Origin of the sequence: Micromonospora sp. NPDC049366, assembly GCF_044466625.1 — a bacterium.
In the GTDB taxonomy this organism is placed as follows: domain Bacteria; phylum Actinomycetota; class Actinomycetes; order Mycobacteriales; family Micromonosporaceae; genus Micromonospora.
Map to the genome: position 1 here is coordinate 549276 of NZ_JBITMV010000002.1, position 22022 is coordinate 571297.

General features: G+C 69.6%; 17 protein-coding genes and 1 pseudogene. 15 read left to right on the plus strand and 3 right to left on the minus strand.

All coding sequences use genetic code 11. The annotated features are described in order from the left end of the window. Window positions 1-54 precede the first annotated feature (54 nt). A complete protein-coding gene (locus tag ACIBTV_RS05890; RefSeq protein ID WP_396702830.1) occupies window positions 55-1221 on the plus strand; it encodes a CapA family protein in 1167 nt (388 codons plus the stop codon). A gap of 10 nt (window positions 1222-1231) precedes the next feature. Here the strand turns inward: ACIBTV_RS05890 and ACIBTV_RS05895 are convergent, their stop codons facing one another. Then, window positions 1232-1993, minus strand: coding sequence for a FadR/GntR family transcriptional regulator (locus ACIBTV_RS05895; protein WP_396702832.1), 762 nt, complete (start codon window positions 1991-1993; stop codon window positions 1232-1234). A gap of 152 nt (window positions 1994-2145) precedes the next feature. On the opposite strand from ACIBTV_RS05895, the gene ACIBTV_RS05900 reads away from it, so the two are divergent. The 6 genes from ACIBTV_RS05900 to ACIBTV_RS05925 are packed head-to-tail and all read left to right on the plus strand — an operon-like array spanning window position 2146 to window position 8257. Further along, a complete protein-coding gene (locus tag ACIBTV_RS05900) occupies window positions 2146-3420 on the plus strand; it encodes an ABC transporter substrate-binding protein (protein WP_396702834.1) in 1275 nt (424 codons plus the stop codon). A 60-nt stretch (window positions 3421-3480) separates the two neighbouring features. Next, window positions 3481-4428, plus strand: a complete 948-nt coding sequence (locus tag ACIBTV_RS05905) for a carbohydrate ABC transporter permease (protein WP_396702836.1) — start codon at window positions 3481-3483, stop codon at window positions 4426-4428. Continuing rightward, the gene (locus tag ACIBTV_RS05910) at window positions 4425-5240 is read left to right on the plus strand and encodes a carbohydrate ABC transporter permease (RefSeq protein WP_396702838.1); all 816 of its coding nucleotides are present in this window, start codon (window positions 4425-4427) and stop codon (window positions 5238-5240) included. The genes ACIBTV_RS05905 and ACIBTV_RS05910 overlap by 4 nt, the downstream gene beginning before the upstream one ends. 9 nt (window positions 5241-5249) lie before the next feature. After that, complete coding sequence (dgoD, locus tag ACIBTV_RS05915; RefSeq protein ID WP_396702840.1) at window positions 5250-6398, plus strand: galactonate dehydratase; 1149 nt, start codon at window positions 5250-5252, stop codon at window positions 6396-6398. Window positions 6399-6435: 37 nt separating this feature from the next. After that, window positions 6436-7665: a D-mannonate dehydratase ManD gene (gene manD / locus ACIBTV_RS05920; RefSeq protein WP_396702842.1), complete on the plus strand. Its 1230-nt coding sequence runs from the start codon at window positions 6436-6438 to the stop codon at window positions 7663-7665. After that, entirely contained in the window at window positions 7655-8257 is a 603-nt protein-coding gene (locus ACIBTV_RS05925; protein WP_396702844.1) for a gluconokinase, read from the plus strand. The genes manD and ACIBTV_RS05925 overlap by 11 nt, the downstream gene beginning before the upstream one ends. 15 nt (window positions 8258-8272) lie before the next feature. Here ACIBTV_RS05925 and ACIBTV_RS05930 read toward each other — a convergent pair whose 3' ends face one another. Beyond that, window positions 8273-8863 carry a CGNR zinc finger domain-containing protein gene (locus tag ACIBTV_RS05930; protein ID WP_396702846.1) on the minus strand — a complete coding sequence of 197 codons (591 nt, stop codon included), beginning with the start codon at window positions 8861-8863 and terminating at the stop codon, window positions 8273-8275. A gap of 83 nt (window positions 8864-8946) precedes the next feature. On the opposite strand from ACIBTV_RS05930, the pseudogene ACIBTV_RS05935 reads away from it, so the two are divergent. From ACIBTV_RS05935 to ACIBTV_RS05970, 8 genes and pseudogenes are all read left to right on the plus strand, one after another. Beyond that, a pseudogene (locus ACIBTV_RS05935) lies at window positions 8947-9510 on the plus strand (MFS transporter); the annotation flags it as partial. 77 nt (window positions 9511-9587) lie between these two features. Further along, the gene (locus tag ACIBTV_RS05940) at window positions 9588-10238 is read left to right on the plus strand and encodes an MFS transporter (RefSeq protein ID WP_396702885.1); all 651 of its coding nucleotides are present in this window, start codon (window positions 9588-9590) and stop codon (window positions 10236-10238) included. Between the two features lie 50 nt (window positions 10239-10288). Further along, window positions 10289-10630 (plus strand): MmcQ/YjbR family DNA-binding protein, encoded by a 342-nt coding sequence (locus ACIBTV_RS05945; RefSeq protein WP_396702848.1) that lies wholly within the window; start codon window positions 10289-10291, stop codon window positions 10628-10630. Window positions 10631-10834: 204 nt separating this feature from the next. Next, window positions 10835-12316 (plus strand): hypothetical protein, encoded by a 1482-nt coding sequence (locus tag ACIBTV_RS05950; RefSeq protein WP_396702850.1) that lies wholly within the window; start codon window positions 10835-10837, stop codon window positions 12314-12316. A 406-nt stretch (window positions 12317-12722) separates the two neighbouring features. Further along, window positions 12723-13289 (plus strand): flavin reductase family protein, encoded by a 567-nt coding sequence (locus tag ACIBTV_RS05955; RefSeq protein ID WP_396702852.1) that lies wholly within the window; start codon window positions 12723-12725, stop codon window positions 13287-13289. A gap of 67 nt (window positions 13290-13356) precedes the next feature. Beyond that, on the plus strand, window positions 13357-14160 hold the full coding sequence (locus tag ACIBTV_RS05960; protein WP_396702887.1) for an SAM-dependent methyltransferase: 804 nt from the start codon (window positions 13357-13359) through the stop codon (window positions 14158-14160). Window positions 14161-14217: 57 nt separating this feature from the next. Further along, window positions 14218-14667 (plus strand): VOC family protein, encoded by a 450-nt coding sequence (locus tag ACIBTV_RS05965; RefSeq protein ID WP_396702854.1) that lies wholly within the window; start codon window positions 14218-14220, stop codon window positions 14665-14667. 82 nt (window positions 14668-14749) lie between these two features. Further along, window positions 14750-15400, plus strand: coding sequence for a phosphatase PAP2 family protein (locus tag ACIBTV_RS05970; protein ID WP_396702856.1), 651 nt, complete (start codon window positions 14750-14752; stop codon window positions 15398-15400). A gap of 779 nt (window positions 15401-16179) precedes the next feature. On the opposite strand, the gene ACIBTV_RS05975 is transcribed toward ACIBTV_RS05970, so the two are convergent. After that, on the minus strand, window positions 16180-21897 hold the full coding sequence (locus ACIBTV_RS05975) for a hypothetical protein (protein ID WP_396702858.1): 5718 nt from the start codon (window positions 21895-21897) through the stop codon (window positions 16180-16182). Window positions 21898-22022 lie beyond the last annotated feature (125 nt).

The window sequence follows — 22022 nt, forward strand, 5'->3', positions numbered from 1 at the left end:
GGACTTTCGGCATTCCGGCCGTGCCGGCCCGATGTCCGGGCATCATGTCCCGTTATGAGGAGATTGTCCGCTGCCGTGGCGCTGGCAGTCGTCGTACTGACGGCGGGCTGTCAGGGGTCGGAGCCCGAGCCGGAGTCGATCCGGCCGTCGTCCACGCCGTCGGCCCCGGCGAGCAGCCCCGCGACACCGAAGACGCTCACCGTGGTGGCGGCCGGTGACCTGCTCGTCCACCCGGCGCTGAGCGAGCAGGCCGCCGCCGACGCCCGCCGGGCGGGACGCTCCGGTCACGACTTCACCCAGGTCCTCGCGGCGGTCCGCCCACGGGTGAGCGCCGCCGACCTGGCGATCTGTCACATGGAGACGCCGCTGGCCGAGCGGAACGGCCCCTTCACCGGCTGGCCGAACTTCAGCGTGCCGCCGGAACTGGCCGACGCCGCGGCCTGGGCGGGCTTCGACACCTGCTCCACCGCGTCCAACCACTCGTTGGACACCGGGGTCGAGGGCATCGCCCGGACGCTGGACAACCTGGACCGGGTGGGCCTGCGGCACACCGGCACGGCCCGCAACGCCGCGGAGGCGCGCCGCCCCAGCGTGCTGGACGTCAAGGGGGTGAAGGTCGGCCACCTGTCGTACACGTCGAGCTTCAACGGCATCCCGTTGCCGGCGGGGCGGCCGTGGGCGGCAAACATGATCGACACGGACGCCATCCTGGCCGAGGCCCGGCGCGCCCGCGCGGCCGGCGCGGAGATCGTCGTCGTGTCGCTGCACTGGGGCACGGAGTACCAGCACGAGCCGGACGCCGACCAGGTCGACGTCGCCGAGCGGCTGCTCTCCTCACCGGACGTCGACCTGATCGTCGGGCACCACGTGCACGTGGTGCAGCCGTTCGACAAGGTGGCGGGCAAGTGGGTCGCGTACGGCATGGGCAACCTCACGACCCGGTTCGCCGACGGCTCGCCGGAGAAGACCCAGGACGCGGTCGTCCCGCAGTTCACCTTCACCCGCGCCGACGACGGCCGCTGGCGGGTCACCGACGTCACGGTGCTGCCGACCTGGATGGAGTATCGGCCGCTGGCCCGGGTGGTCGACCTCACCACCGCCTCGGTCGACCCCGCGCTGCCCACCTGGCGGCGGGCCCAGTATGCCGCGATCATCCGGCGCATCGCCGGTCACCTCGACCAGCGGGGTGCCTTCGCCGCCGGGCTGCGCATGCCGCACTGAGCCCAGAGCGTCACGGGCGCTCCGGCTCCCCGGAGCGCTCCCAGAGCTGCTTCATCTCGTCGAACGCCTGCTCCATGATCTGTACCATGGCGGCCCGGGCGCGCTCGCCGTCGCGGCGTTGGATCGCCTGGGCGACGTCGGCGTGCAGCCGGAGGGCCTGCTCGTGCGGGTGGTGCGGCATCAGGTGGTAGTGGTGGCGGCCGGTCAGCACCTCGGCCACCAGCTCCTGCAGCTTGACGAACATCTCGTTACCGGAGGCGAGGAGCACCCGCCGGTGGAACTCGATGTCGAGGTGCAGGAAGCGCGCCTCGTCGCCGGCCTTGCCGGCCGCCCACATCTTCGCGGCCAGACCGACGAGGTCGCTCGCGTCGTCGTGGCCGACGCGCTCGGCGGCCAGCCACGCCGCGTGCGGCTCGACGGCGGTCCGTAGCTCGGTGATCGACCGCAGCTGCGCCATCCGGGCGGACGAGGCGAGCCGCCACCGGATCACCCGCGGGTCGAACACGTTCCAAACGTTCGCCTGCCGGATGAGGACGCCGACCCGGCGGCGGGTCTCGATGAGCCCCATGGCGGCGAGGACCCGCAGCACCTCGCGGACGACCGATCGGGACACCGCGTAGCGGTCGACGAGATCGTCGATGTTGAGCACCGTGCCCGCCGGGAACTCCCCGCCGCAGATGGCGGTGCCCAGGTGGTCGAGGACGCGTGCGTGCAGCCCGGTCTCGACCACAGTGGCCTGGCCGGGAACGACCACCGAGGAGGACCGGTCCACGGTACGGATCGTATCAGTTGGCGTCGAAGTCTTGAATAAAGCAGATCTATGTACTTAACATCCCGACGTTAAGCGGATGTAAACACCGGTGGCGCCCTTCCCCCGTGGGCGGCGACCACGACAGAAGGAGGGACGACGTGCGACGTCGATCGATGATCGGTACTTCCCTGGCCGTGGTCGCCGCCATGGGTCTCGCGGCCTGCGGCGGGGGCGGCGAGGACAGCGGCGCCTCGACCACGGTCCGGGTCACCCTGGCCAACCACGTCTGGACGGAGAACATCAAGGCGGCCCTGCCGGAGTTCGAGAAGCAGAGCGGCCTCAAGGTCGAGATCACCCAGCTCGGCGAGGACCAGCTCTCCGACCAGTACAACGTCAAGCTCAACGCCGGCTCCAGCGACCTCGACGTGATGATGTACCGCCCCCTCCAGGAGGGGAAGCTCTTCGCCCGCAACAAGTACCTCGCCGACCTGTCGGAGAAGGTGAAGTCCGCCGCGGACTGGGACTTCGCCGACTTCCAGGCCGGGCCGGTGGAGGCCACCACCTACGAGGGCAAGCCGATGGGCGTGCCGATCATCACCGAGCAGGAGGTCCTGTACTACCGCAAGGACCTGCTGGCCAAGGCCGGGCTGACCGCGCCGCCCAAGACCCTCGACGAGCTCCGGACGGCGGCCGCCGCGGTGCAGGCCAGCACCCCCGGCGTCGCCGGCTTCGTGGCCCGCACCGGCAAGTCGCCGGCGGTGACCCAGTTCTCCAGCTTCCTCTACAGCTTCGGCGGCGACTTCGTCGACGCGAGCGGCAAGGCCGCCGTCAACAGCGCCGCCGCCAAGCAGGCGTACGCCTTCTACGGCGGCCTGATCAAGGACCACGGCCCGGCCAACGTCAGCACCGACATGAGCTGGCCCGAGGCGATGGCCATCTTCACCCAGGGCAAGGCGGCCTTCTACACCGAGGCCAACTCGCTCTACAAGAACGCCACCGACCCGACCAAGTCCAAGGTCTCCGAGACCGTCGGGTTCGCGCCCTTCCCGGCCGGACCCGCCGGCTCCAAGCCCTACAACATCCCGTCGTGGGCGCTGGGCATCAACGCCAACTCCGAGAACCAGAGCAACGCCTGGACGTTCGTCGAGTGGGCGACCGGCAAGCAGCAGACCCTGGCGCAGCAGAAGTCCGGCGTGCCGGGCGCACGGACGTCGGTCTGGGCCGACCCGGCCGGCACCTCGACCTACCCGAAGGACCTGGCCGAGGCGATCGCCGCCAGCACCCAGAGCGGCGTCGGCCACGACCGGCCGCTGGTCGTGAAGGTGGCCGAGGCGCGGGAGATCGTCGGCCAGCCGATCGTCGACGCGATCACCGGCAAGGACGCGGCCGCCGCGGCGGAGACCGCCAACGCGGCGTTCCAGAAGTTCCTGGACGCCGAGACCAGGTAAGCCGTGTCCGGGTGGCGGGTGCTCCCCGCCACCCGGCGTCCGCCCACCCCCGGAGACCCGATGGCCACCGTCACCACCCCCACGGCGGCGCCCCGGAGCGTCGCCCCCACGCCCGAGACACCCGCCTGGGCGCGCTGGGCCAACCACCACCGCAAGTGGCTCTTCGCCGCGCCCGCCATGGTGTTCGTCGCCGCCCTGATCGTCGTGCCCCTGGCCTGGACGCTGTACCTCAGCCTCACCGACGCCGAGGGCTCGGTCCGAGCCGAGTCGGAGTTCGTGGGCGCCCGCAACTACCTCGACGTGCTCTCCGACACCGACCGCTTCTGGCCGGCGGTCGGCCGGACGGTCGCCTTCACCGGGGTCGCCCTGCTGTTCGAGGTCGTCCTGGGGATGGCCGTCGCGCTGCTGCTGTGGCGACCGTTCCGCGGCCAACGATGGGTCCGCGTCGCCATCCTCCTGCCGCTGGTCGCCACCCCGGTCGCCGTCGGCATGATGTGGCGGCTGATCTTCGACCCGAACATCGGCCTGGCCAACCAGGTCCTCGCCTGGATCGGCATCGGGCCGCAGCCGTGGCTGGCCGGTCAACACTCGGCGCTACCGACGACGATCTTCATCGATATCTGGCAGTGGACCCCGATGGTGGTGCTGATCCTGCTCGCCGGCCTGACCTCGCTCTCCGACGAGCCGCAGGAGGCGGCGCGGATCGACGGCGCCAGCAGCTGGCAGCGGTTCTGGCACGTCACCCTGCCGCTGCTGATGCCCACCGTGGTCGTCGCGATCCTGCTGCGCGGCATCGACGCGCTGAAGACCTTCGACATCCTGTACGCGACGAAGGGCCGCGGCGGCGGGTCGTTCCACGAGGTGGAGACGCTCAACGTGTACGCGTACGGCCTGAGCTTCGACTACAACGAATACGGCGTCTCGTCGACCGTCCTCATCCTCTTCTTCCTCATCATCATCGGGTCCATGTGGGCCCTGACGTACCGCCGGAAGGAGGCGCGGCGATGAGGCCCCGTACGCCGTACCGGGTGTTCCGGGTGGTGGCGCTCGCCGTCGTGGTGGTCGCGCTGCTCGCCCCGCTGCTGTGGATGATCGCCGCGTCGTTCAAGACCAACGTCGACATCTACGACACCGGCAAGGCGCTGCTGTTCTCGCCCACCCTGGACAACTACGTGACCGTCCTGCGGCAGGCCAACTACGTGCAGTTCATCGGCAACAGCCTCTGGGTCGCGTTCGCGGCCACCGTGCTGTCGCTGATCCTCGGGGTGCCGGCCGCGTACTCGATGAGCCGGTTCAACATGCGCAAGTCGGCGCTCGTCGTCCTCATGGCCCGGGTCATCCCCGGCGTCTCCCTGCTCGTGCCCTGGTACTACGTGTTCTCCAACGTGCGGATGGTCGGCGGATTCACCGTGCTGATCCTCAGCCACATGTTCGTGTCGCTGCCGCTGGTCGTCTACATCATGATGGGCTACTTCGACGGGATGCCCCTCGAACTCGAGGAGGCCGCGCTGGTCGACGGCCTGACCCACATCGGCGCGTTCCGCCGGATCACCCTGCCCATGGCCGTGCCGGGCGTCGCGACGGCCTGCATCCTCTCCTTCATCTTCTCCTGGAACAACTTCATGTTCGCCCTCGTGCTCTCCGGCGCCGACACCAAGACCCTGCCCGTGGCGATCTTCGACTTCGTCGGCTACGCGAGCATCGACTGGGGCGGCCTCATGGCGGCGGCCACCGTGGTGACCCTGCCGATCATGCTGATCGCGCTGTTCGTGCAGAAGTACGTCGTCTCCGGGCTCACCGCCGGCGCGACCAAGGGCTGACGGGACGGCATGACGACGATCACCCGCGTGGAGACCTTCCTCGTCGCCCCCCGCTGGCTCTTCGTCCGGGTCGAGACCGCCGACGGCGTCGTCGGCTGGGGCGAGGCCACCTGCGAGGGGCGCTCGGAGACCGTCCGCACCGCCGTCGAGCAGCTCGCCGAACTGCTCGTCGGCCGGGACGCGCTGCGCATCGAGGACCACTGGCAGGTGCTGACCAAGGGCGCCTTCTACCGGGGCGGCCCGATCCTGGCCAGCGCGGTGTCCGGGCTGGACCAGGCGCTCTGGGACATCGCCGGCAAGCACTACGGGGCACCGGTGCACCAACTGCTGGGCGGGCCGGTCCGGGACCGGATCCGGGTCTACGGCTGGGTCGGCGGCGACGAGCCGGACGAGGTCCGCGACCACATCGCCGCGCAGGTGGCCGCCGGGCTGACCGCGGTGAAGATGAACGCGTCCGGGAGGATGGGCCCGATCGCCTCGGTCGCCGAGCTGGACGCGGTGGTGCGCCGGGTCGCCGCCGCCCGCGACGTGCTCGGCGAACACCGGGACGTCGCGGTCGACTTCCACGGCCGGTTCAGCCTCGCCAACGCCCGCCGGGTGGCGCCGCTGCTCGAACCGTACCGGCCGCTGTTCCTGGAGGAGCCGGTGGTGCCGGAGAACTCCCACCTCGTCGGCGAGTTCGTCCGGTCCACCACCACGCCGGTGGCCACGGGGGAGCGGCTCTACAGCCGGCAGGAGTTCCTGCCCGTCCTGCAGGCCGGCATCGCGGTGGCCCAGCCGGACCTCTCCCACGCCGGTGGCATCACCGAGGTACGCAAGATCGCCACGCTGGCCGAGGTCTACGACGTGCAGCTCGCCCCGCACTGCCCGCTGGGCCCGCTGGCCCTCGCGGCCTGCCTCCAGGTCGGCTTCGCCACCCCGAACCACCTGATTCAGGAGCAGAGCATCGGCATCCACTACAACCTCGGTGCCGAGGTGCTGGACTACTGCCTCGACCGCACGCCACTGACCTTCGTCGACGGGCATGTCGCGCGCCTCACCGCGCCGGGTCTCGGCATCGAGATCGACGAGCGGGCGGTCCGCGCGGCCGACCGCCGCGGCCATGCCTGGCGCAGCCCCACGTGGCGGCACCCCGACGGCTCCTACGCCGAGTGGTGACCCCCGACCGCCCCCGCACCATCGAGAAAGGCACCCCATGAAGATCGTCGCAGCGGACGTCGTCGTCACCAGCCCGGACCGCAACTTCGTCACCCTGAAGATCACCACCGACGAGGGCCTCACCGGGCTCGGTGACGGCACCCTCAACGGACGCGAACTGTCCGTGGCGTCGTACCTGCGCGACCACGTCGCGCCCCTGCTCATCGGCCGCGACCCGCACCGCATCGAGGACACCTGGCAGTTCCTGTACCGCTCGGCGTACTGGCGGCGCGGCCCGGTGACGATGGCCGCCATCGCCGCCGTCGACGTGGCCCTCTGGGACATCAAGGCCAAGGCCGCCGGGATGCCGCTGTACCAACTGCTGGGCGGCGCGTCCCGCACCGGCGTCATGGCGTACGGCCACGCGTCCGGCCGGGACCTGCCGGAGCTGTTCGACTCGATCCGCCGACACCTCGACCTCGGCTACCGGTCCATCCGCGTGCAGACCGCCGTGCCCGGGATCAACGCGGTGTACGGGGTCGCCGCCCAGCCCAGCGTCGACGGCCGGCGCTACGACTACGAGCCCGCCCAGCGCATCCCGCTGCCCGCCGAGGAGGACTGGGACACCCGCGCCTACCTGCGCCACCTGCCCGGGGTGTTCGAGGCCGTCCGCAACGAGTTCGGCCCGGAGCTGCCGCTGCTGCACGACGGACACCACCGGATGACGCCGATCCAGGCCGCCCGTCTCGGCAGGGACCTCGAACCGTACGACCTGTTCTGGCTGGAGGACTGCACGCCCGCGGAGAACCAGGAGGCGCTGCGGCTGGTACGCCAGCACACCGTCACGCCGCTGGCCATCGGCGAGGTCTTCAACACGGTGTGGGACTATCAGACCCTCATCCGCGAGCAGCTCATCGACTACGTCCGCTCCGCCGTCACCCACGCCGGCGGGATCACCGCGATGCGCAAGCTGCTCGACTTCGCCGCCCAGTACCAGATCAAGTCCGGCATCCACGGCCCCACCGACATCTCACCGGTCGGCATGGCCGCCGCCCTCCACCTCGACCTGGCCATCCACAACTTCGGCATCCAGGAGTACATGCCGCACGGCGCGCTCACCAACGAGGTCTTCCGGCAGTCGTTCACCTTCACCGACGGTTACCTGCACCCCGGGGACCGGCCCGGCCTCGGCGTGGAACTCGACGCCGACGCGGCCGCCCGTTTCCCGTACGTGCCGGCGTACCTGCCGTTCAACCGCCTCAAGGACGGCACCGTCCATGACTGGTGAGCGGCGCCCCGACGGGGTGGGCCGCACCCGGCACGTCGTGGTGATGGGAGTGTCCGGGGCCGGCAAGACCACGGTGGCCCGTGGCATCGGCGAGCTGACCGGGCTGCTGTTCGCCGAGGCCGACGACTTCCACCCGGTCGAGAACGTGGCGCGGATGCGCTCCGGCGTACCCCTGGACGACGACGCCCGCTGGCCGTGGCTGCGTGATCTCGCCACCTGGATGGCCGCGCGTGGCCGGGAGGGCCGCTGCACGGTGCTGGCGTGCTCGGCCCTGCGACGGTCCTACCGGGACGTGCTGCGCCAGGGGACCCCGAGGGTGGATTTCGTGCACCTCGACGGGTCGGTGGAGGTGATCCGGGACCGGCTCGCCCGTCGCGTCGGGCACTACATGCCGGCGAGCCTGCTCGAATCACAGCTGGCGACGCTCGAGCCGGGGGAGCCGGACGAGCCGGTGCTGGTGCTCGACGTCGCGTCGACGGCGGAGGAGCTCGTCGCGGCCGCCGTCGCCGGTCTCGGCCTGCCGACCGCCAGCCCGGTGGGGAAGCGCTGGCGCCGCCGCCCGCGAAATGCTGGTCCGGTCCCCGTGTCGTAGGCCCCGCGACGTGGATCAGGGTTGGTGGATCTTCGCCTTCTGTCGGGCGTAGTAGGCGCGGGCGCGGTTGCGATCGCCGCAGTCCTTGGTGTCGCACCAGCGGCGGTTCCGCCGCGGCGACGTGTCGAGATAGACCCAGCCGCACCTGGCGTCCTCGCACTGGTGGAGGCGGTCGAGGTCAGGGCGCTGGGTGAGCGCCACGAGCCCGCGGACGATGCGGTCGCGGGGCATGCGTAGGTCGGTTTCCCGGTCTCGCCAGTGCCAGCGGTCGCCCGTGTGGACCAGGTCGGCCGCCGCGATCGCCGAGCGGTACATGCCCGCGAGGGCGGCGGCGGCCCCGGGGTCGTCCTCGAACAGGGTCGCGTAGACCCTCTCGCGCGCCTCAACAACCCGGTGCCGCTCCCGTTCGGCCCGGGCCACGTCCCGGCCGGCGAGGTCCCGCAAGAGCGCGGCCTCGTCCCCGCTGATCAGGTCGGACTCGACGCACCAGTCGACGACGTCGGTGAAGGACTTCAGGTTCTCCGTGCGTTCGTGGCCGCCGAGGCGCCAGTCGACGGTGTTCACCAGGTCGAGCATGCGATCACCCGCGATGTGACCGAACCGCACCGACGACTCCTCTCATGGTTGAAAGCATTCTTGCATGTGAGGTGATCATCCTGGCATGCTCATGCCCAATCGGCCAATCGCCCATGAGGAACCACAGGAGTCCAATCGTGCCTGCCGTCGCCCCACGCCGTTCGTTCACCGCACTGTGGGCATCTCAGGCGTTCTCGAACCTGGCCGACGGGCTGCTGCAGGCCGCGGCGCCGCTGCTCGTCGCCACGCTGACCCGTGACCCGCTCCTGGTGGCGGGCATGACGGTGGTGCAGTTTCTGCCCTGGCTGCTCGCCACCCTCCCCGCCGGCGTGTTGGCCGACCGAGTCGACCGACGTCGGATACTCACCGCCGGCAACGGGCTGCGCGCGGCCGGGTTCACGCTGCTCGCCCTGGCCCTGACCAACGGGTGGCGCCATGTCGCCCTGCTCTACGCCGCGGTGTTCCTGGCCGGTTGTGCCGAGACGATGGTCGACAACGCGGCCCTGGCCATCCCACCCCGTCTCCTGCCCCGCGAGCAGCTCGAGCGCGCCAACGGCCGGTTGTTCGCGACCCAGTCCGTCATCAACACCTTCGTCGGTCCGCCCGCCGGGGCGGCGCTGTTCGCGTTGGCGGCGTCGGCGGCCTTCTACACGGGCGCCGCCGCGTTCGCCCTCGCCGGCCTGGCAGCCCTGCTGCTGCCCGCGCTGCGCCCGCCGGCGAGGAAGCACATCGTCGTCGCTCGACCCCGACGACCATCACCCAGGACATCCGCTCCGGGTGGGTCCACTTCTGGCGTCACCACCTGCTGCGCCGAGTGGCGTTCATCTCGGCGGCCATCAACTTCTTCGGCTCGGTCACCGGCGGGGTGCTCGTCCTGCTGGCCACCGGCCCCTATCAGGTGCCCATGTCCCGCTACGGCCTGTTCGTCGCCGTACCCGCCGCCGGTGCGATCGTCGGCTCACTGCTCGCCGAACACGTCGTACCCCGCATCGGCGGCGGCCCCACCACCTGGCTCGCCGCCCTCGTCCCGGCCGCCAGCTACGCCATCCTCGGCCTGGGGCAGCACACGCCCCTCGCCCTCGCCGGCATGTTCTGCGCCGCCGTCGCCAGTTCGCTGAACCAGATCGTGGTCAGCACGCTGCGTCAGGCGGCGGTACCCGACGAACTCCTCGGGCGTGTCACCGCCGCCTACCGCCTGGTCGTGCTGGGTGTCATCCCCCTCGGCGCCCTCGCGGGCGGGTTGCTCGGACGCGGCCTGGGGATCCGCGCCCCCTTCATCGCCGCGGCCGTCGGGCTCGTCCTCGCCGCGCTCCTGCTCGCCTCCCGCGTCACCACCCAGGCCCTCCGGGACGCCGAGACCACCCATGACCCCGCAGCGAGGTCGAGCGCTCTCACCGCGCCATGACCGACGGCGGGGCGCACGTCGATGTCGGCCCCGCCCGGTACCGTCCGGGCATGGTGACCGTCGCCGACGTCCGCACCCTGGCCCGCACGCTGCCCCGCAGCAGCGAGCACCTGATCCGCGACCGGGTGAAGTTCCGCGTCGGGGCGATCGTCTACGTGGCGTTCAGCCGCGACAAGGCGACGATGGGCTTCGGCTACCCGAAGGAGGAGCGCGACGGGCTGATCGCCGCCGAGCCGGACCTGTTCTTCCTGCCCCGCCCCTCCGACCTGCGCTTTCACTGGGTGTGCTGCCACACGGCACGGCTGGACCACGATCACATGGTCGAGTTGGTGACCGAGGCGTGGCGGATGGTCGTGCCGAAGTTCCTCGCCCGACAGCGGCTCGGCGGCTGACCGGGCGCCCCTCGCCGCCAATACGTAGGGAAACCCCCGATTACCCGCCGACGGTCGCGCCGTAGCGTCACTTCATGACCTGTCGTCGGTCACCCGCCGTGGCGCGGCCGTCGACCCGGCCGGCGCGAGGTCCCGGTCGAGGAGCGAGGGCCGCGCCCGCGTCCGGCCCGACTGGTGACCACGCGGACCTGACGAGGAGCCCCGGTGCGGAAGTGTCTGTCGATCGTCCTCATCGTGGCGATGCTGCTCGCCACGGGCGCCTGCCGGGGCGGGTCACCCGCCGACACCGGAAGCGAGGACCCCTACAGCGAGGCGGCGCTACGGTACGGCTTGGCCCCGGTGCCCCATCCGGACGTGACGTTCCAGCCCGACGTCGTGCTGGTGGGCGGGGGAGGCCGCTCGATCCGGTCGGTCACCGCCGACGGGCTCACCTGGCGCCTCGACGGCAAGGCCAAGCACGCCGACGACCTGGCCGTCGGCAAGGTCATGTTCGTCACGGGCCGCGGCGTCGGCCGGGTGTTGCACCTCGACCGGGACGGCGGCGACCTGCTCGTCACGGTCGGGCCGGTCACGTTGACCGAGGTGATCCGCGACGGCACGTTCGAGAAGAAGGGGATCACGCTCGACAACCCGGTCGTCTATCAGGCCGGCGAACCTCTCTGGGCCGAAACCGAGGAGGCCGAGGCCGCCACGCCGTCGCCGACGGGCCGGTTCGGCAAGAGTGCGCCCGTACGCCTGGCGCCGGCCGCGCCCCCCGTCCGCCCGGTGCAGCCGCCGCCGACGCGGGCGCAGGAGGTCCAGACGGTCGCCGCGAACTTTTCCACCGCGGTCAGCTTCAGCGACGGCGCCGAGGTCAGCTACCGCTACGACCGCGACGGCACCCGGCTGATCGGGCGGGTGGCGCTCACCTTCAAGAGCCCGAGAGCGGACTTCCACCTCGACATCCGCGGCGGCACGCTGCGGCGGGCCGAGCTGGAGATCACCGGCGGCTTCGGCATCCGGATGTCCTTCGAGACCGCGATCCAGAACGGGCAGAACATCCGGGCCGTCCTACCGATCCCGGTCGAGGCGGCCTTCCCGATCGGCACCGTGCTCGGCGTGCCGCTCACCCTCACCATCGGCCAGACGCTGAAGGTGACGACCGCGTTCGGCGCGAAGCTCGGGTCCATGAAGGGGTCCGGCGAGTTCTCCCTCGCCGGGAAACTCGGCTACGGCTACCGCAACAGCGTGTGGGGCCCCACCATGAGCACGGACGTGAAGCGCAAGTCGAGCATCACCGAGTCCCTGCACGGTGCGCCGGTCGGCGTGATGGGTCTGCTCGTCGAGCACCGCGTCAAGTTCGACGTCGGGTTCAACGCCTTCGTGTTCAAGGCCGGCGTCTACTTCGAGCTGTCGACCGCGTACGGCACCACCATGGGGTCCGCCCTGGGCGCGGTCGGCACGCTGGGGTCGCACTTCGTGGAGTGCCGGGGTGTCGGGCTCGGCGTGTGGGCACGCTACGGGCTGGGCTACAGCATCCTCCAGCCGGTGGTCAACGTGATCAACAAGTTCCTGAGCCTGATCAAGGTCAAACCCATCAACGCCGAGAACCGCCTCGGGCCGCCGCCGTACAAGATCTGGGGCAAGGAGGAGATCGACCCTCCGGGCACCAAGCTCTGCGGCACTCCGCAGGGTTCCGCCGACTGACGGACGACTCCGAGGCGCGCCCTCCGCCGTCGCGTCGGACGGCCCGCCTCGCGGCGCCGGACGGATTCCCCTCTTAGTAGGTGGGAAAACTATGTGATGCCGGCCATGGTGCGGGTGACCATGGGTTCCGTGGCCGGCTACCCTACGGGCGTGAATCGAAGCGTGCCTCTCACCCGGCGCCGCTTCGTGGACTTCCTCCGGGTGTGCAGCTGCGCCTGTTGATCCGGCCGCGTCCCGATCGGCCCCGCGCACACGGGCCTCGCCACCCGCACCGTCGCCGCCGGAGACCCGGCGGCCCGTCGGGGTCGGCACCGGCGGCCAGACCCCTCGGCGGCGGCCCGCCGTCGGCGTCCGGCCACGCCGCTCAGCGCACCCGACCCCGCGTCAGACGGAGGAGTCCCCGCCGATGTCCGTTCCCACCCCGCCCACACCCCTGGTGGACGCCGACGGCGACGCGCTGCGCACGTTGCTGCGGCAGCAGGCCAGCACCGTCACCATCGTCACCGCACCGTCCCTGGTGGGCTTCACCGCGACCTCCTTCACCTGCGTGTCGCTCGCCCCGCCGATCGTCTCGTTCTGCTCGGACCTCACCTCGTCGAGTTGGTCCGGGGTGTCCCGGGCCCGGCACGTGGGCGTCCACCTGCTCGCCGGCCATCAGGAGGAGTTGGCCCGGAGGTTCGCGACCCGCGGCGTCGACCGCTTCGCCGCGCCCACCCGCTGGCGTCCGGGGCCCGAGGGCGTGCCGATCCTCGACGACACCCTGGCGTGGATGCTCTGCCGGGTGGTCGACCGGGTGGTGGTGGGCGACCACGCCATCGTCCTGGCGGAGCCGGAGCTGCTGCGGCACGCCGACGTCGGCTCGCCGCTGCTCTACCACCGCGGCGCCTTCACCGGCCTCGCCGCGACGACCGACCTCGACCCCCGTCGCGCGTCCGCGGCCCCGAGGGCGGCCGGATCGCGGCGCGTCCTCTAGGCTGCGCACGTCGACAGCCGCCGATCGAGGGGAGACGATCGTGTCGCAGGGTGAGACCGACAGGCAGATCGAGGAGAAGCCACCGTCCGGGGTGGACGCCAGCGTCCCACACTCGGCGCGGGTCTACGACTGGTGGCTCGGCGGGAAGGACAACTTCGCCGTCGACCGCGCGATGGGCAGCGCGCTCATTGAGGCGATCCCCACCCTCCGCACGATGGCGAAGGAGAACCGGCGGTTCGTCCACCGGGTCGCCCGCTATCTGGTGGGCGAGGCGGGCATCCGGCAGTTCATCGACGTCGGCACCGGCATCCCCACCCGCCCCAACCTGCACGAGGTCGCCCAGTCGGTGGCCCCCGAGACCCGGGTGGTCTACGTCGACAACGACCCGATCGTGCTCGCGCACGCCCGGGCGCTGATGATCAGCACGCCGGAGGGGCGCAGCGAGTACATCCACGCCGACCTCCGTCAGCCGGAGAAGATCCTGGTCGACGCCCGCCTCACCGACACGCTCGACCTGACCCGGCCGGTGGCGCTCACCCTCATCGCGGTGCTCATGCTGCTGCGCGACGCCGACGACCCGGCTGGCAAACTGCGTACGCTGATGGACGCCCTGCCCTCCGGCAGCTACCTGGCGATCACCCACCCGACGGCGGACTTCAACCCGGCCGAGATGAACGCCGCCGTGGCCGCGGCCACCCAGGGTCGGATGACGCTGGTGCCGCGCACCCGCGCCGAGGTGGAGCGGTTCTTCGCGGGCTGGGACCTGGTCGACCCGGGTGTCGTCCCGGTGATGGCCTGGCGGCCCGAGCACGGCGCCCCGGAGGACCCGCACGCCGCCTACTACTGGGCCGGTCTCGCGCGTAAACCCTGAGGTGTGCCGGCGCCGAGAACGGGTACGCGCCGCCCGGACGAGACCCGGGAGGCGCGTATGGCGGACGAGGCGCCGGACTACTTCCGCCCCGAGAACGGGGCGGTGCTCACCCATCTGTTGATCGTGCGCGACGTGGACCGCTCCCGGGAGTACTACCGGCGGGTCCTGGACGCGACGGTGATCCGGGAGCGCAACCCCGCCATCCTGCGGTTCCACAACAGCTACATCGTGATCAACGACGAGGGCGGCCCGACCGACGACAAGCCGACCGTACGCGCCCAGGCGCCGGCGGACCCGGACACGCTCAGCGGGGCGATGAACATCCGGGTCAACGACGTGCGGGCGGTGTACGAGCTGTGGCGCTCCCGGGGCGGTGAGTTCCTGACCGAGCCGAAGGACCACGGCGTCGAGATTCGGTGCTACCTGCGCGACCCGGACGGTTACCTGGTCGAGCTCGGTCAGGGCACGGGGATCCTGTCCGACCCCTCCGGCACCGCCGCCGGTTGAGGCGATGGCAACGGGGAGAAGGTCGCCTCGGCATCTGCGCGACCGTCCGCCCCGCCCGCTCGGCGTGCCCGCGCTCAGGCCGGTGCCGGGGTCCTGGTGGTTCGACGGGCTGCTGCTGGCCGCGCTCGTCGCGCTGACCGCGGGGCTCGTGTGGTGGCGGCCCCTGCTGGATCTGGACATCGCGGTGCGGGACTGGTGCGACCAGCACCGGCCCCGGCCGGTCTACATCCTGATGTGGATCTTCGACCATGTCGGCCAGGGCGGCATCCTGACGACCGTGACCGTGGCGCTGTCGTTCTGGCTGGCCTGGCGACACCGCACGATCCGTCCGATCATCCCGGCCGGGCTGGCGCCGATCATCAGCACCATCCTGATCGTCGGGTTGAAGGGATGGACCTCGCGGGGCGCCCCGCACCACGGCTCGGTCGAGATGTTCAGTGACGGGTGGGAGGAGTATTACCCCTCCGGGCACGTGAGCAACGGCATCGTCTACTACGGCGTGCTCGCGATGCTGCTCTCGCCGTACCTCGGCGTGGTCGCGCGTCGCGTCCTGATGTGGCTGCCCGGCGTGCTCGTGTTCATCGGAACCACCTACCTCGGGTGGCACTGGATCACCGACAGCGTCGGGGGATACCTGCTCGGTCTGCTGATCGTGCGCCTGCTGATGCGGGTGCCGTGGCGGACGCTGCCCCTGCCCCGACTGCTGGACCGTGGCCGCCGGCCCGTCGCGTAGTACTCCAGCCGTACCTGGTGGAGTTGGAGTCTTCGGGACCGCTGGGTACGGGGCATGGCCAGGACGTAACCGATGCGCCTGCTGCTGCAGCCACATCCGGAACGGTGCTCCGCACGTGCGAGCGATTCCGCGAGTTGGGTTCGGTGTATCGGGTTGTGGCGTAGATAGTTGGCGACAACCTTACGGATACGGTAGATCCCTGGCTTTCGCGATTGCGGATGCATCGTCGCCGTCGCCATCACAGCGTCGACGATCTCCTTACCTGCGGGTGTCGCCGGGAGCATCGACGCGAATGGGGAAATCCGGTCGGCCCGCTGCACGGAGACGGTGGCCGCCGTCGGTTTTGCCCAGGGCTCGTCGGTGGGGTCTACCACCTGGCCTTCCTGGTCGAGGACGATCGCCCAGGTCTGTACCACCCCGATGTGACGGTCGGGCTTGTCGAGTTCATGAGTGCGGTGACCGTCCGGGTGGGGGTCGACACCGCGTATGCCCTCTGTGGTGTGGTGCCATACCCGTGCGTGACCGTCGGTGTCGTCGCCGCGGCTTTCCAGGAGGAGCACGCTCGCGCCGGGGCCGAGTCGCCGCAGGGTGTCCCACAGCGCCCGTGGGTCGCTCACCTGAGCCCAGCCGGGGACCGGCGATGAGGCTGGCGCGTGCTCCAGCGACACCGGCGAGGCCGACCGGTAGGTCATCGGAGACGTTGGTGACGAGGACGCCGCCGGCGTAATCTCCCGCGGGTTCGACGATCCCTCCGGCGCCGGGTTCCCTCGCCCGGTGAACTACTCCCGGTTACCCCTGTGCGCAAGAACGGAGCGCAACTGGGACGACAGACCCTGGGCGAAATGCTGCGCTCGGCGGATGTGCTCCGCGATTTCCGGTGCCGGCTGTCGAAGGTTGTGCAGGCGCCGCCACAACCCTTCGAGCGTCCGGAGTGCCGTCTCGACGCGGAGCCGACTCCGTCCCGTCCAGATCGAATCGTCCGCAACCGACGCCTCGTGGACGCCGATCAGCACGTCGGCGATCCTGTCCGCGTCCAGGAGCGTGGGCGCGCCAGCGTGAGCACCCAAGCCAAGCAGCGCCTCGACATGACCGACCGCGGTGAACAGCCCGTCAAGCCGATCCCGCGGCTGCCTGGCCTCCCACCAGGCAATGGCTCTGTCGAGTTGCGCCAGATGCGCCAACCGGTCCTGGGACGCAACCACACCCGCAGGGGTCGCCAACCGGGCCGGCAACTGCCTTGCGAACTCGTTCCGGACGAATCCGGTGGGAATTTGACCGGAGCGAGTAACCCACGCCCGACCGGGGACCGAGACGTCAAGTTGGCCGAGGCGCCCCTGCTCATCGACAATCAGTTCTACCCGCCGTACTGCCCGCAGCGCCGCACCGTTATCCACCGCATCCGTGATATCGACGAGTCGGTCCGGCGAATCTGCGGGGACGTACACGTTGATCAGGGAAAGCTGACCGTCGTCCTGCCGATTCACCAGGAACAGTCGTTCCGCACCGTTCGATGATTCCACCCGAACCGCAGTGACGGCCCCGGTACTCAAGAATTCAAGATCCGCCAGAGCGGCCGGTCGCCAGGAACCGCCCAGTCCGGCTGCCAAACCAGCAAGATCGGCCGACACGGACGGTGCTGTCTCCGACAGGCTGGCGCCAGCAGCTCCACCGTCGGCGGCTGACGCTCCCAGCGCCGTCAGGGTCCCCCGGACCCGCCGGACGTCCTCCGACAACGACGGCACCTCCTGCGTCTCAGGAGCAGCCAGCCCGTCGTCGGCCGTCGGCAGCGGCGAGTGCCCGGAATCGGCTGCGCTGGACGGCGGTAGGACCGAGTATGACGGCGGCATGCGCCGTTGCTCCGCCCACGCCGCCGTGGCAACCACGAATAGCCCCGTGCGGTCGTCCATGCGGACATAGGTCGCGGGAATGTCGAGGAAGGGGCCCGTGAGTCGCTCGACTGGGAGAATTTGGTCGGGCGCGGCAGGGTTCGAGACCACCCTCACTCCGGAGGGATGACGAATCCACTCCTCAACCTCGCTCGCCTCGGCTGGCAACCTCACCGTCACCGAACTTGATGCCGGCGACGATCCTTCACGGAACATGTGGCGAGCCATGGCCACGTCAGAATCACTGACCGCATCATCGGTCAGGAGGCGCAGCAGCGCGGCCCGCACCCGACGCTGTTCCTGAGAGTCGGCCCGACGGATCAAACCGGCCAAATCAAGCAGGGAAGTATCTTCGTCCGCCCCGGCGCCAGGCCCTCGGAGCGAATGCCATTTATCCCCATTCCACACCAGCACGATGGCATATTGGGCCAGTTCAGCGGAGAAGAGGGCGTCGCGTGCAAACTCCGAGGAACCGAGCGTCCCAAGTAAGATCACGATCGGCGGCGCCCCGGCTGGATCAGTCACCAAACGCTGACGGTACTCGTCGGCGGTGAGCCAACTATCGTCCCACTGATCGCGTATTGCCGTGTTCCGCACTCGTGTGCCGTCCGCGCTCAGCTCACCCGGCTCGAGAACGATCCGGTCGGCGAGCGACGGCGCGAACGACAGATCACGCACATGCGCCCGGGCGTCCGGGATCCGCACCGCGACGAATCCGTCGGCGAACCGGTTCACCCAGATCGGAACCGCGGTGAGTTGTCCCCCGATCCGCGCCTCATCCCCCGTCTGATGGAGGACGAACACATCCCGGGACGGATAGGTACCAGAAGCGGGGAGCCGATAGATCGGGGCGACAAGGCCCGAGCCAACCCGAACCGCCACCCTGTCCGCACCGGCCGGCAGCACCGGCAGCACTCGGCCGCCCCGCAACGTACGCCGCACCTCATCGAGCACACTCGGCACATTTGGAGGCACCCGCAGCGTCATCTCAGCCAGCGCGGTCGGCGCGACTTCACCGGAATCGACCTGTGCGTACTGCGGCACGGCATCCGGGTCCAGGACCGAGTCCCATGGCAACCGTGCCAGCACCAGGCTGGCCAGTGTCGAATCTCCGACTCTCACGCTCTCGCCGGCCAGACGCCGGTGCACCTGTCCCGGAAGATCGAAAGGTGGCAGCGGCGTGGCCGCATTCACTGCTTCGATCGGCGACGAATACGGCTCCCCAAGGCCAGCCTCAGACTGGGCGTACCAGAGCAGACCCGCGCCCTCGTACGACCCGATGACCAGCCCGCTCGGCCCCGGCTCTCCCCAAGCGTGCCGTTCGAGAATCTGTGTGAACAGAGCTTCGGCGAAGGCATCTACCATCCCTTCCAGGCCCTGCAAGACCAGCACGAGGACCCGTCGATTAGTCCCGTCCGCGCCCTCTCCTGCGCCTGCCATCTCGAACCCGTCACCGGACGCCAACTGGTCGAGGAGGTCGTTGACAGTCAATGATCGACCGGCCTCGTCAGAAACCGACAACGAAGCATCGTTGTTCACGACAGCTCCGACCAGCACCACGTTGTCGGGCACGTCGCCGGGAGCCACGAACCGCCGCTGCCGTTCGCCCCCGCGCTGCGGCGGTACCACCCAGACCCGGCTTCCCACTCGCCGCACAGAATGAGCCACCCGGGTCTTCCCGCTCACCACAGGCGTCGGGCTGTCCCCATAACCCTCATGGCGCACCACTTCGCCGGGGTCACCGAACTCGGTCGCGCCTGCCATCGAACCCCATCTGGGCCACCACACGAGGGCCTCGGTGGCCACAAATTGTGTCGTGAAAGCCAGCCGGAGCAACCCGTTAGGAACGCGATGATCGTCAACAATACCGACCGACTTGGCCAAATTGCGGGAAATCTTATCAGCTAAACTTTCGGCTTCGGTTCGCTCCATGCTGGCCGAGAACAGCTTCAAGAGTTGATCGCGTACCGCGCCTCGGATCCAGTGCCGAAGAGCCTCGGCGAACTCGATCTCCTGAAACTCACTGCTAGCCACTGAGTCGTCGTCGGACCCGTCATAGACGATAATCAACACCTGCTGCGGCAAGGCCGCCTGGTGACGCTCCCATGCTGTCTGGGCAATTGAAGGCACATACCTGGACAGGTCATCCGCGGAAGGCCCCGTCAACGTCCACTCATCGCCCGCGTCGCTCTCAAGGAGGTCGTCGGTATCCACCCAGACTCCGGTGGTCGCATACGACAGAAGGTCCATATCCGAACCGGTCGGACGTTCCGGTTGTGCCACTCCGGCGTCATCCGACGCATCAGACCGTCCGTCAGCCTCGACCGGCAGATCCGCGCCGTGGGACGATACCGAGCCTAGGTCGTCATCATCGATGAGCGCTTCGGCGAATTCAACTCGCACCGATCCTGCCGGCACGCTGGAATCAGGACGAACCATGGAGAACTCGAACAAGTCGTTCGCCACCGCAGCAGCCAACGCAGGCGCTGCATCAACGCCGGGTTGGTCGGACGACAATAGCTGTCGGAGCTGCTCCTCGACCTGCCCACGAATCCAGGCATAAATGAAATCGGCCAGGTGCGGTTCAACGATCTCTTCGCCATCGATGCGTCCGTTACTGACTGCGGAGTAGTGGTAGGAAAGACGCAGAGTCGGCTGCTCCTCCTCGGCCTGGTGCCGGGCCCATGCCTCGCGGGCGAGTGAATGCACCGGCGAGGCTAGGTCATCCGCAGAGGCACGGGACAACCTCATCGCAGGCTCACGACCCTCAGAAGAGTCAGCTTCGACCTGGACGACGATCGGAACGAAAGGACCACTCGACTGCTGTGGGACGGGTCCGGCCAGAACGTTCGATCGGGCAGCATCAGTGAAACCCAATCCCACCCAACCGACCGCCAGGTCCTGGCGTTCAACCTCAGTGGTGTGCGCCAATAGGCTGTGCGTTATGTCCTCGGCCAACCGAAGCGCGTCTTCGTCGTTGGCGACCCCAGAAGAAGTCGCTAGCTCTCGAATTCGCCCCTGAACGTGTTCCTCGATCCACGTCAGGAGCACCACAGCGAGATCCGTACCGTAGACCCCGCCGGGGGAGAGACGGGCTTGCCCGTGATGCAAGACGGTCAGCGCTCGCTGCGACATCCCTGACCGGTAGCGCGCCCATGCCTCATCGGCGATAAGACGCACCGGGCCAGCGAGGGCGGCGGTGGTTTCACGAGGTAATTGGCTCGAAGGCTCATGGTCCCCGTCAGCGAGGGACTCGCCCCGCACCACGATCGGTTCCCTCGCATCCAACCCGGACTCCAAGGCGACGTCATCCGAGCTGTCAGTCAGCGCATCAGTTTGGGAGGGGCTCCCGGCGGTAGTCCGGGTTGACTGCTGCGCGGAGCCCTCACCGCTGAGCCGCACCCCGTCGGGGGACGCAGGAACCGTGTTCGACCGGATGCCGTCGAAGTCGTGTTCGTCGTTGATCAGATCCCAGCCGTCGCTGTCGCTCCCGTCTGGTTCGAAGAGCAACCACGACTGCCCACCAGAGGTGGCCAGCCCACCGCTCGTCCCGACCCACACGTCCGTGGCCGGCGCACACACGTCGCCGCCATACGCCCGCGAGAACTTCGACGCGAAACTGCCTCTCACCGCGCCGGCGCGACACGACACCAACGCCACCAGACCGTCGTCCGCGACACTGCCCCGCACCACCTGAGCGAGCTGCGCCGCCGACAACGCCACCGTCCGGGTCGCACCATCCGGCAACTCCACCGACGCGTGCACCACGTTCCCGGCACCATGGACCAACACCGCCGGCGCCCGCCCCGGCGGCATCAACTGCCGATCGCGAACCGACGACAGCTCCTCCGCCGACAACAGGCTCAACCCCGACCGGCTGCCTTCCAACACCTCTACCCGCAACGGCAGACCGTCCGCACGCCACCGGCCATCAGCATCCTGTTCGAGCGCACGGACCCGGCTCGCCGACGGTGTATCCGGGCTGACCTGGGTTCGGCTGTCAGGGCCGGCGAACCCGACAGCAGCGTCGACGCCCATGTCACCCGGTGGTGGCTCAGTCACCCCATGCTCAACTGCCGGACCCTGCCGCGACATGCTCGGCAACGGATACGGCAGTGGCCGCAGCCGCGCCCGTTCCTGCGCCCGTCGTGTCTGCTCGCCAGCACCGCTCCGCGGAGCTTGCTGGGAGCCGGCGGCGGTAGCGGGAGACACGACCGGCGCGCCGGGCTGCGAGAACGGCGGACGATCGTCGCGGATGGACGGAGTGCTCCGCAGACCGGTGGGACGCTCGATCGAGAGGATGCGCTCGCCGGACCGGATGACCTTTGCCACCGGCGGATCGACAGCATTCTCCTGTACCTGCCGCAAATCGCTCACGAAAACGTCACGGTCGAGCCCTTCCTGAACGACCCGTGACCGCACCATTCGATCGAGGATCTCGAACTGCCTCAGCCGACCACCGTCATCACCATTCAGCGCCAGCCCACCAGCCAGCACCGCTGGCGGCGACTGCGCGTCATCGACCGCATCCGTGATATCGACGAACCGGCCCGGAGAATCTGCGGGAGCATCCCCATCAATCAGATAGATCCGGCCGTCGTCCTTCCGCACCGTTGACGCGTCCAACAACCCCGACGACCGCCGTGGCGCGTTCACCCGTGCCGGCACCGTCAACCCCGGGGAGGAGGACTGCACCGACCCCGGCGTCCGTACCATGTCCGCCACCGCACCCGGGG

What these genes read in the sequence shown, in the direction of transcription:
- ACIBTV_RS05890 (WP_396702830.1), top strand. Translation starts at nt 55, where the DNA reads ATGAGGAGATTGTCCGCTGCCGTGGCGCTGGCAGTCGTCGTACTGACG.
- ACIBTV_RS05900 (WP_396702834.1), top strand. Translation starts at nt 2,146, where the DNA reads ATGATCGGTACTTCCCTGGCCGTGGTCGCCGCCATGGGTCTCGCGGCC.
- ACIBTV_RS05905 (WP_396702836.1), top strand. Translation starts at nt 3,481, where the DNA reads ATGGCCACCGTCACCACCCCCACGGCGGCGCCCCGGAGCGTCGCCCCC.
- ACIBTV_RS05910 (WP_396702838.1), top strand. Translation starts at nt 4,425, where the DNA reads ATGAGGCCCCGTACGCCGTACCGGGTGTTCCGGGTGGTGGCGCTCGCC.
- dgoD (WP_396702840.1), top strand. Translation starts at nt 5,250, where the DNA reads ATGACGACGATCACCCGCGTGGAGACCTTCCTCGTCGCCCCCCGCTGG.
- manD (WP_396702842.1), top strand. Translation starts at nt 6,436, where the DNA reads ATGAAGATCGTCGCAGCGGACGTCGTCGTCACCAGCCCGGACCGCAAC.
- ACIBTV_RS05925 (WP_396702844.1), top strand. Translation starts at nt 7,655, where the DNA reads ATGACTGGTGAGCGGCGCCCCGACGGGGTGGGCCGCACCCGGCACGTC.
- ACIBTV_RS05945 (WP_396702848.1), top strand. Translation starts at nt 10,289, where the DNA reads ATGGTGACCGTCGCCGACGTCCGCACCCTGGCCCGCACGCTGCCCCGC.
- ACIBTV_RS05955 (WP_396702852.1), top strand. Translation starts at nt 12,723, where the DNA reads ATGTCCGTTCCCACCCCGCCCACACCCCTGGTGGACGCCGACGGCGAC.
- ACIBTV_RS05965 (WP_396702854.1), top strand. Translation starts at nt 14,218, where the DNA reads ATGGCGGACGAGGCGCCGGACTACTTCCGCCCCGAGAACGGGGCGGTG.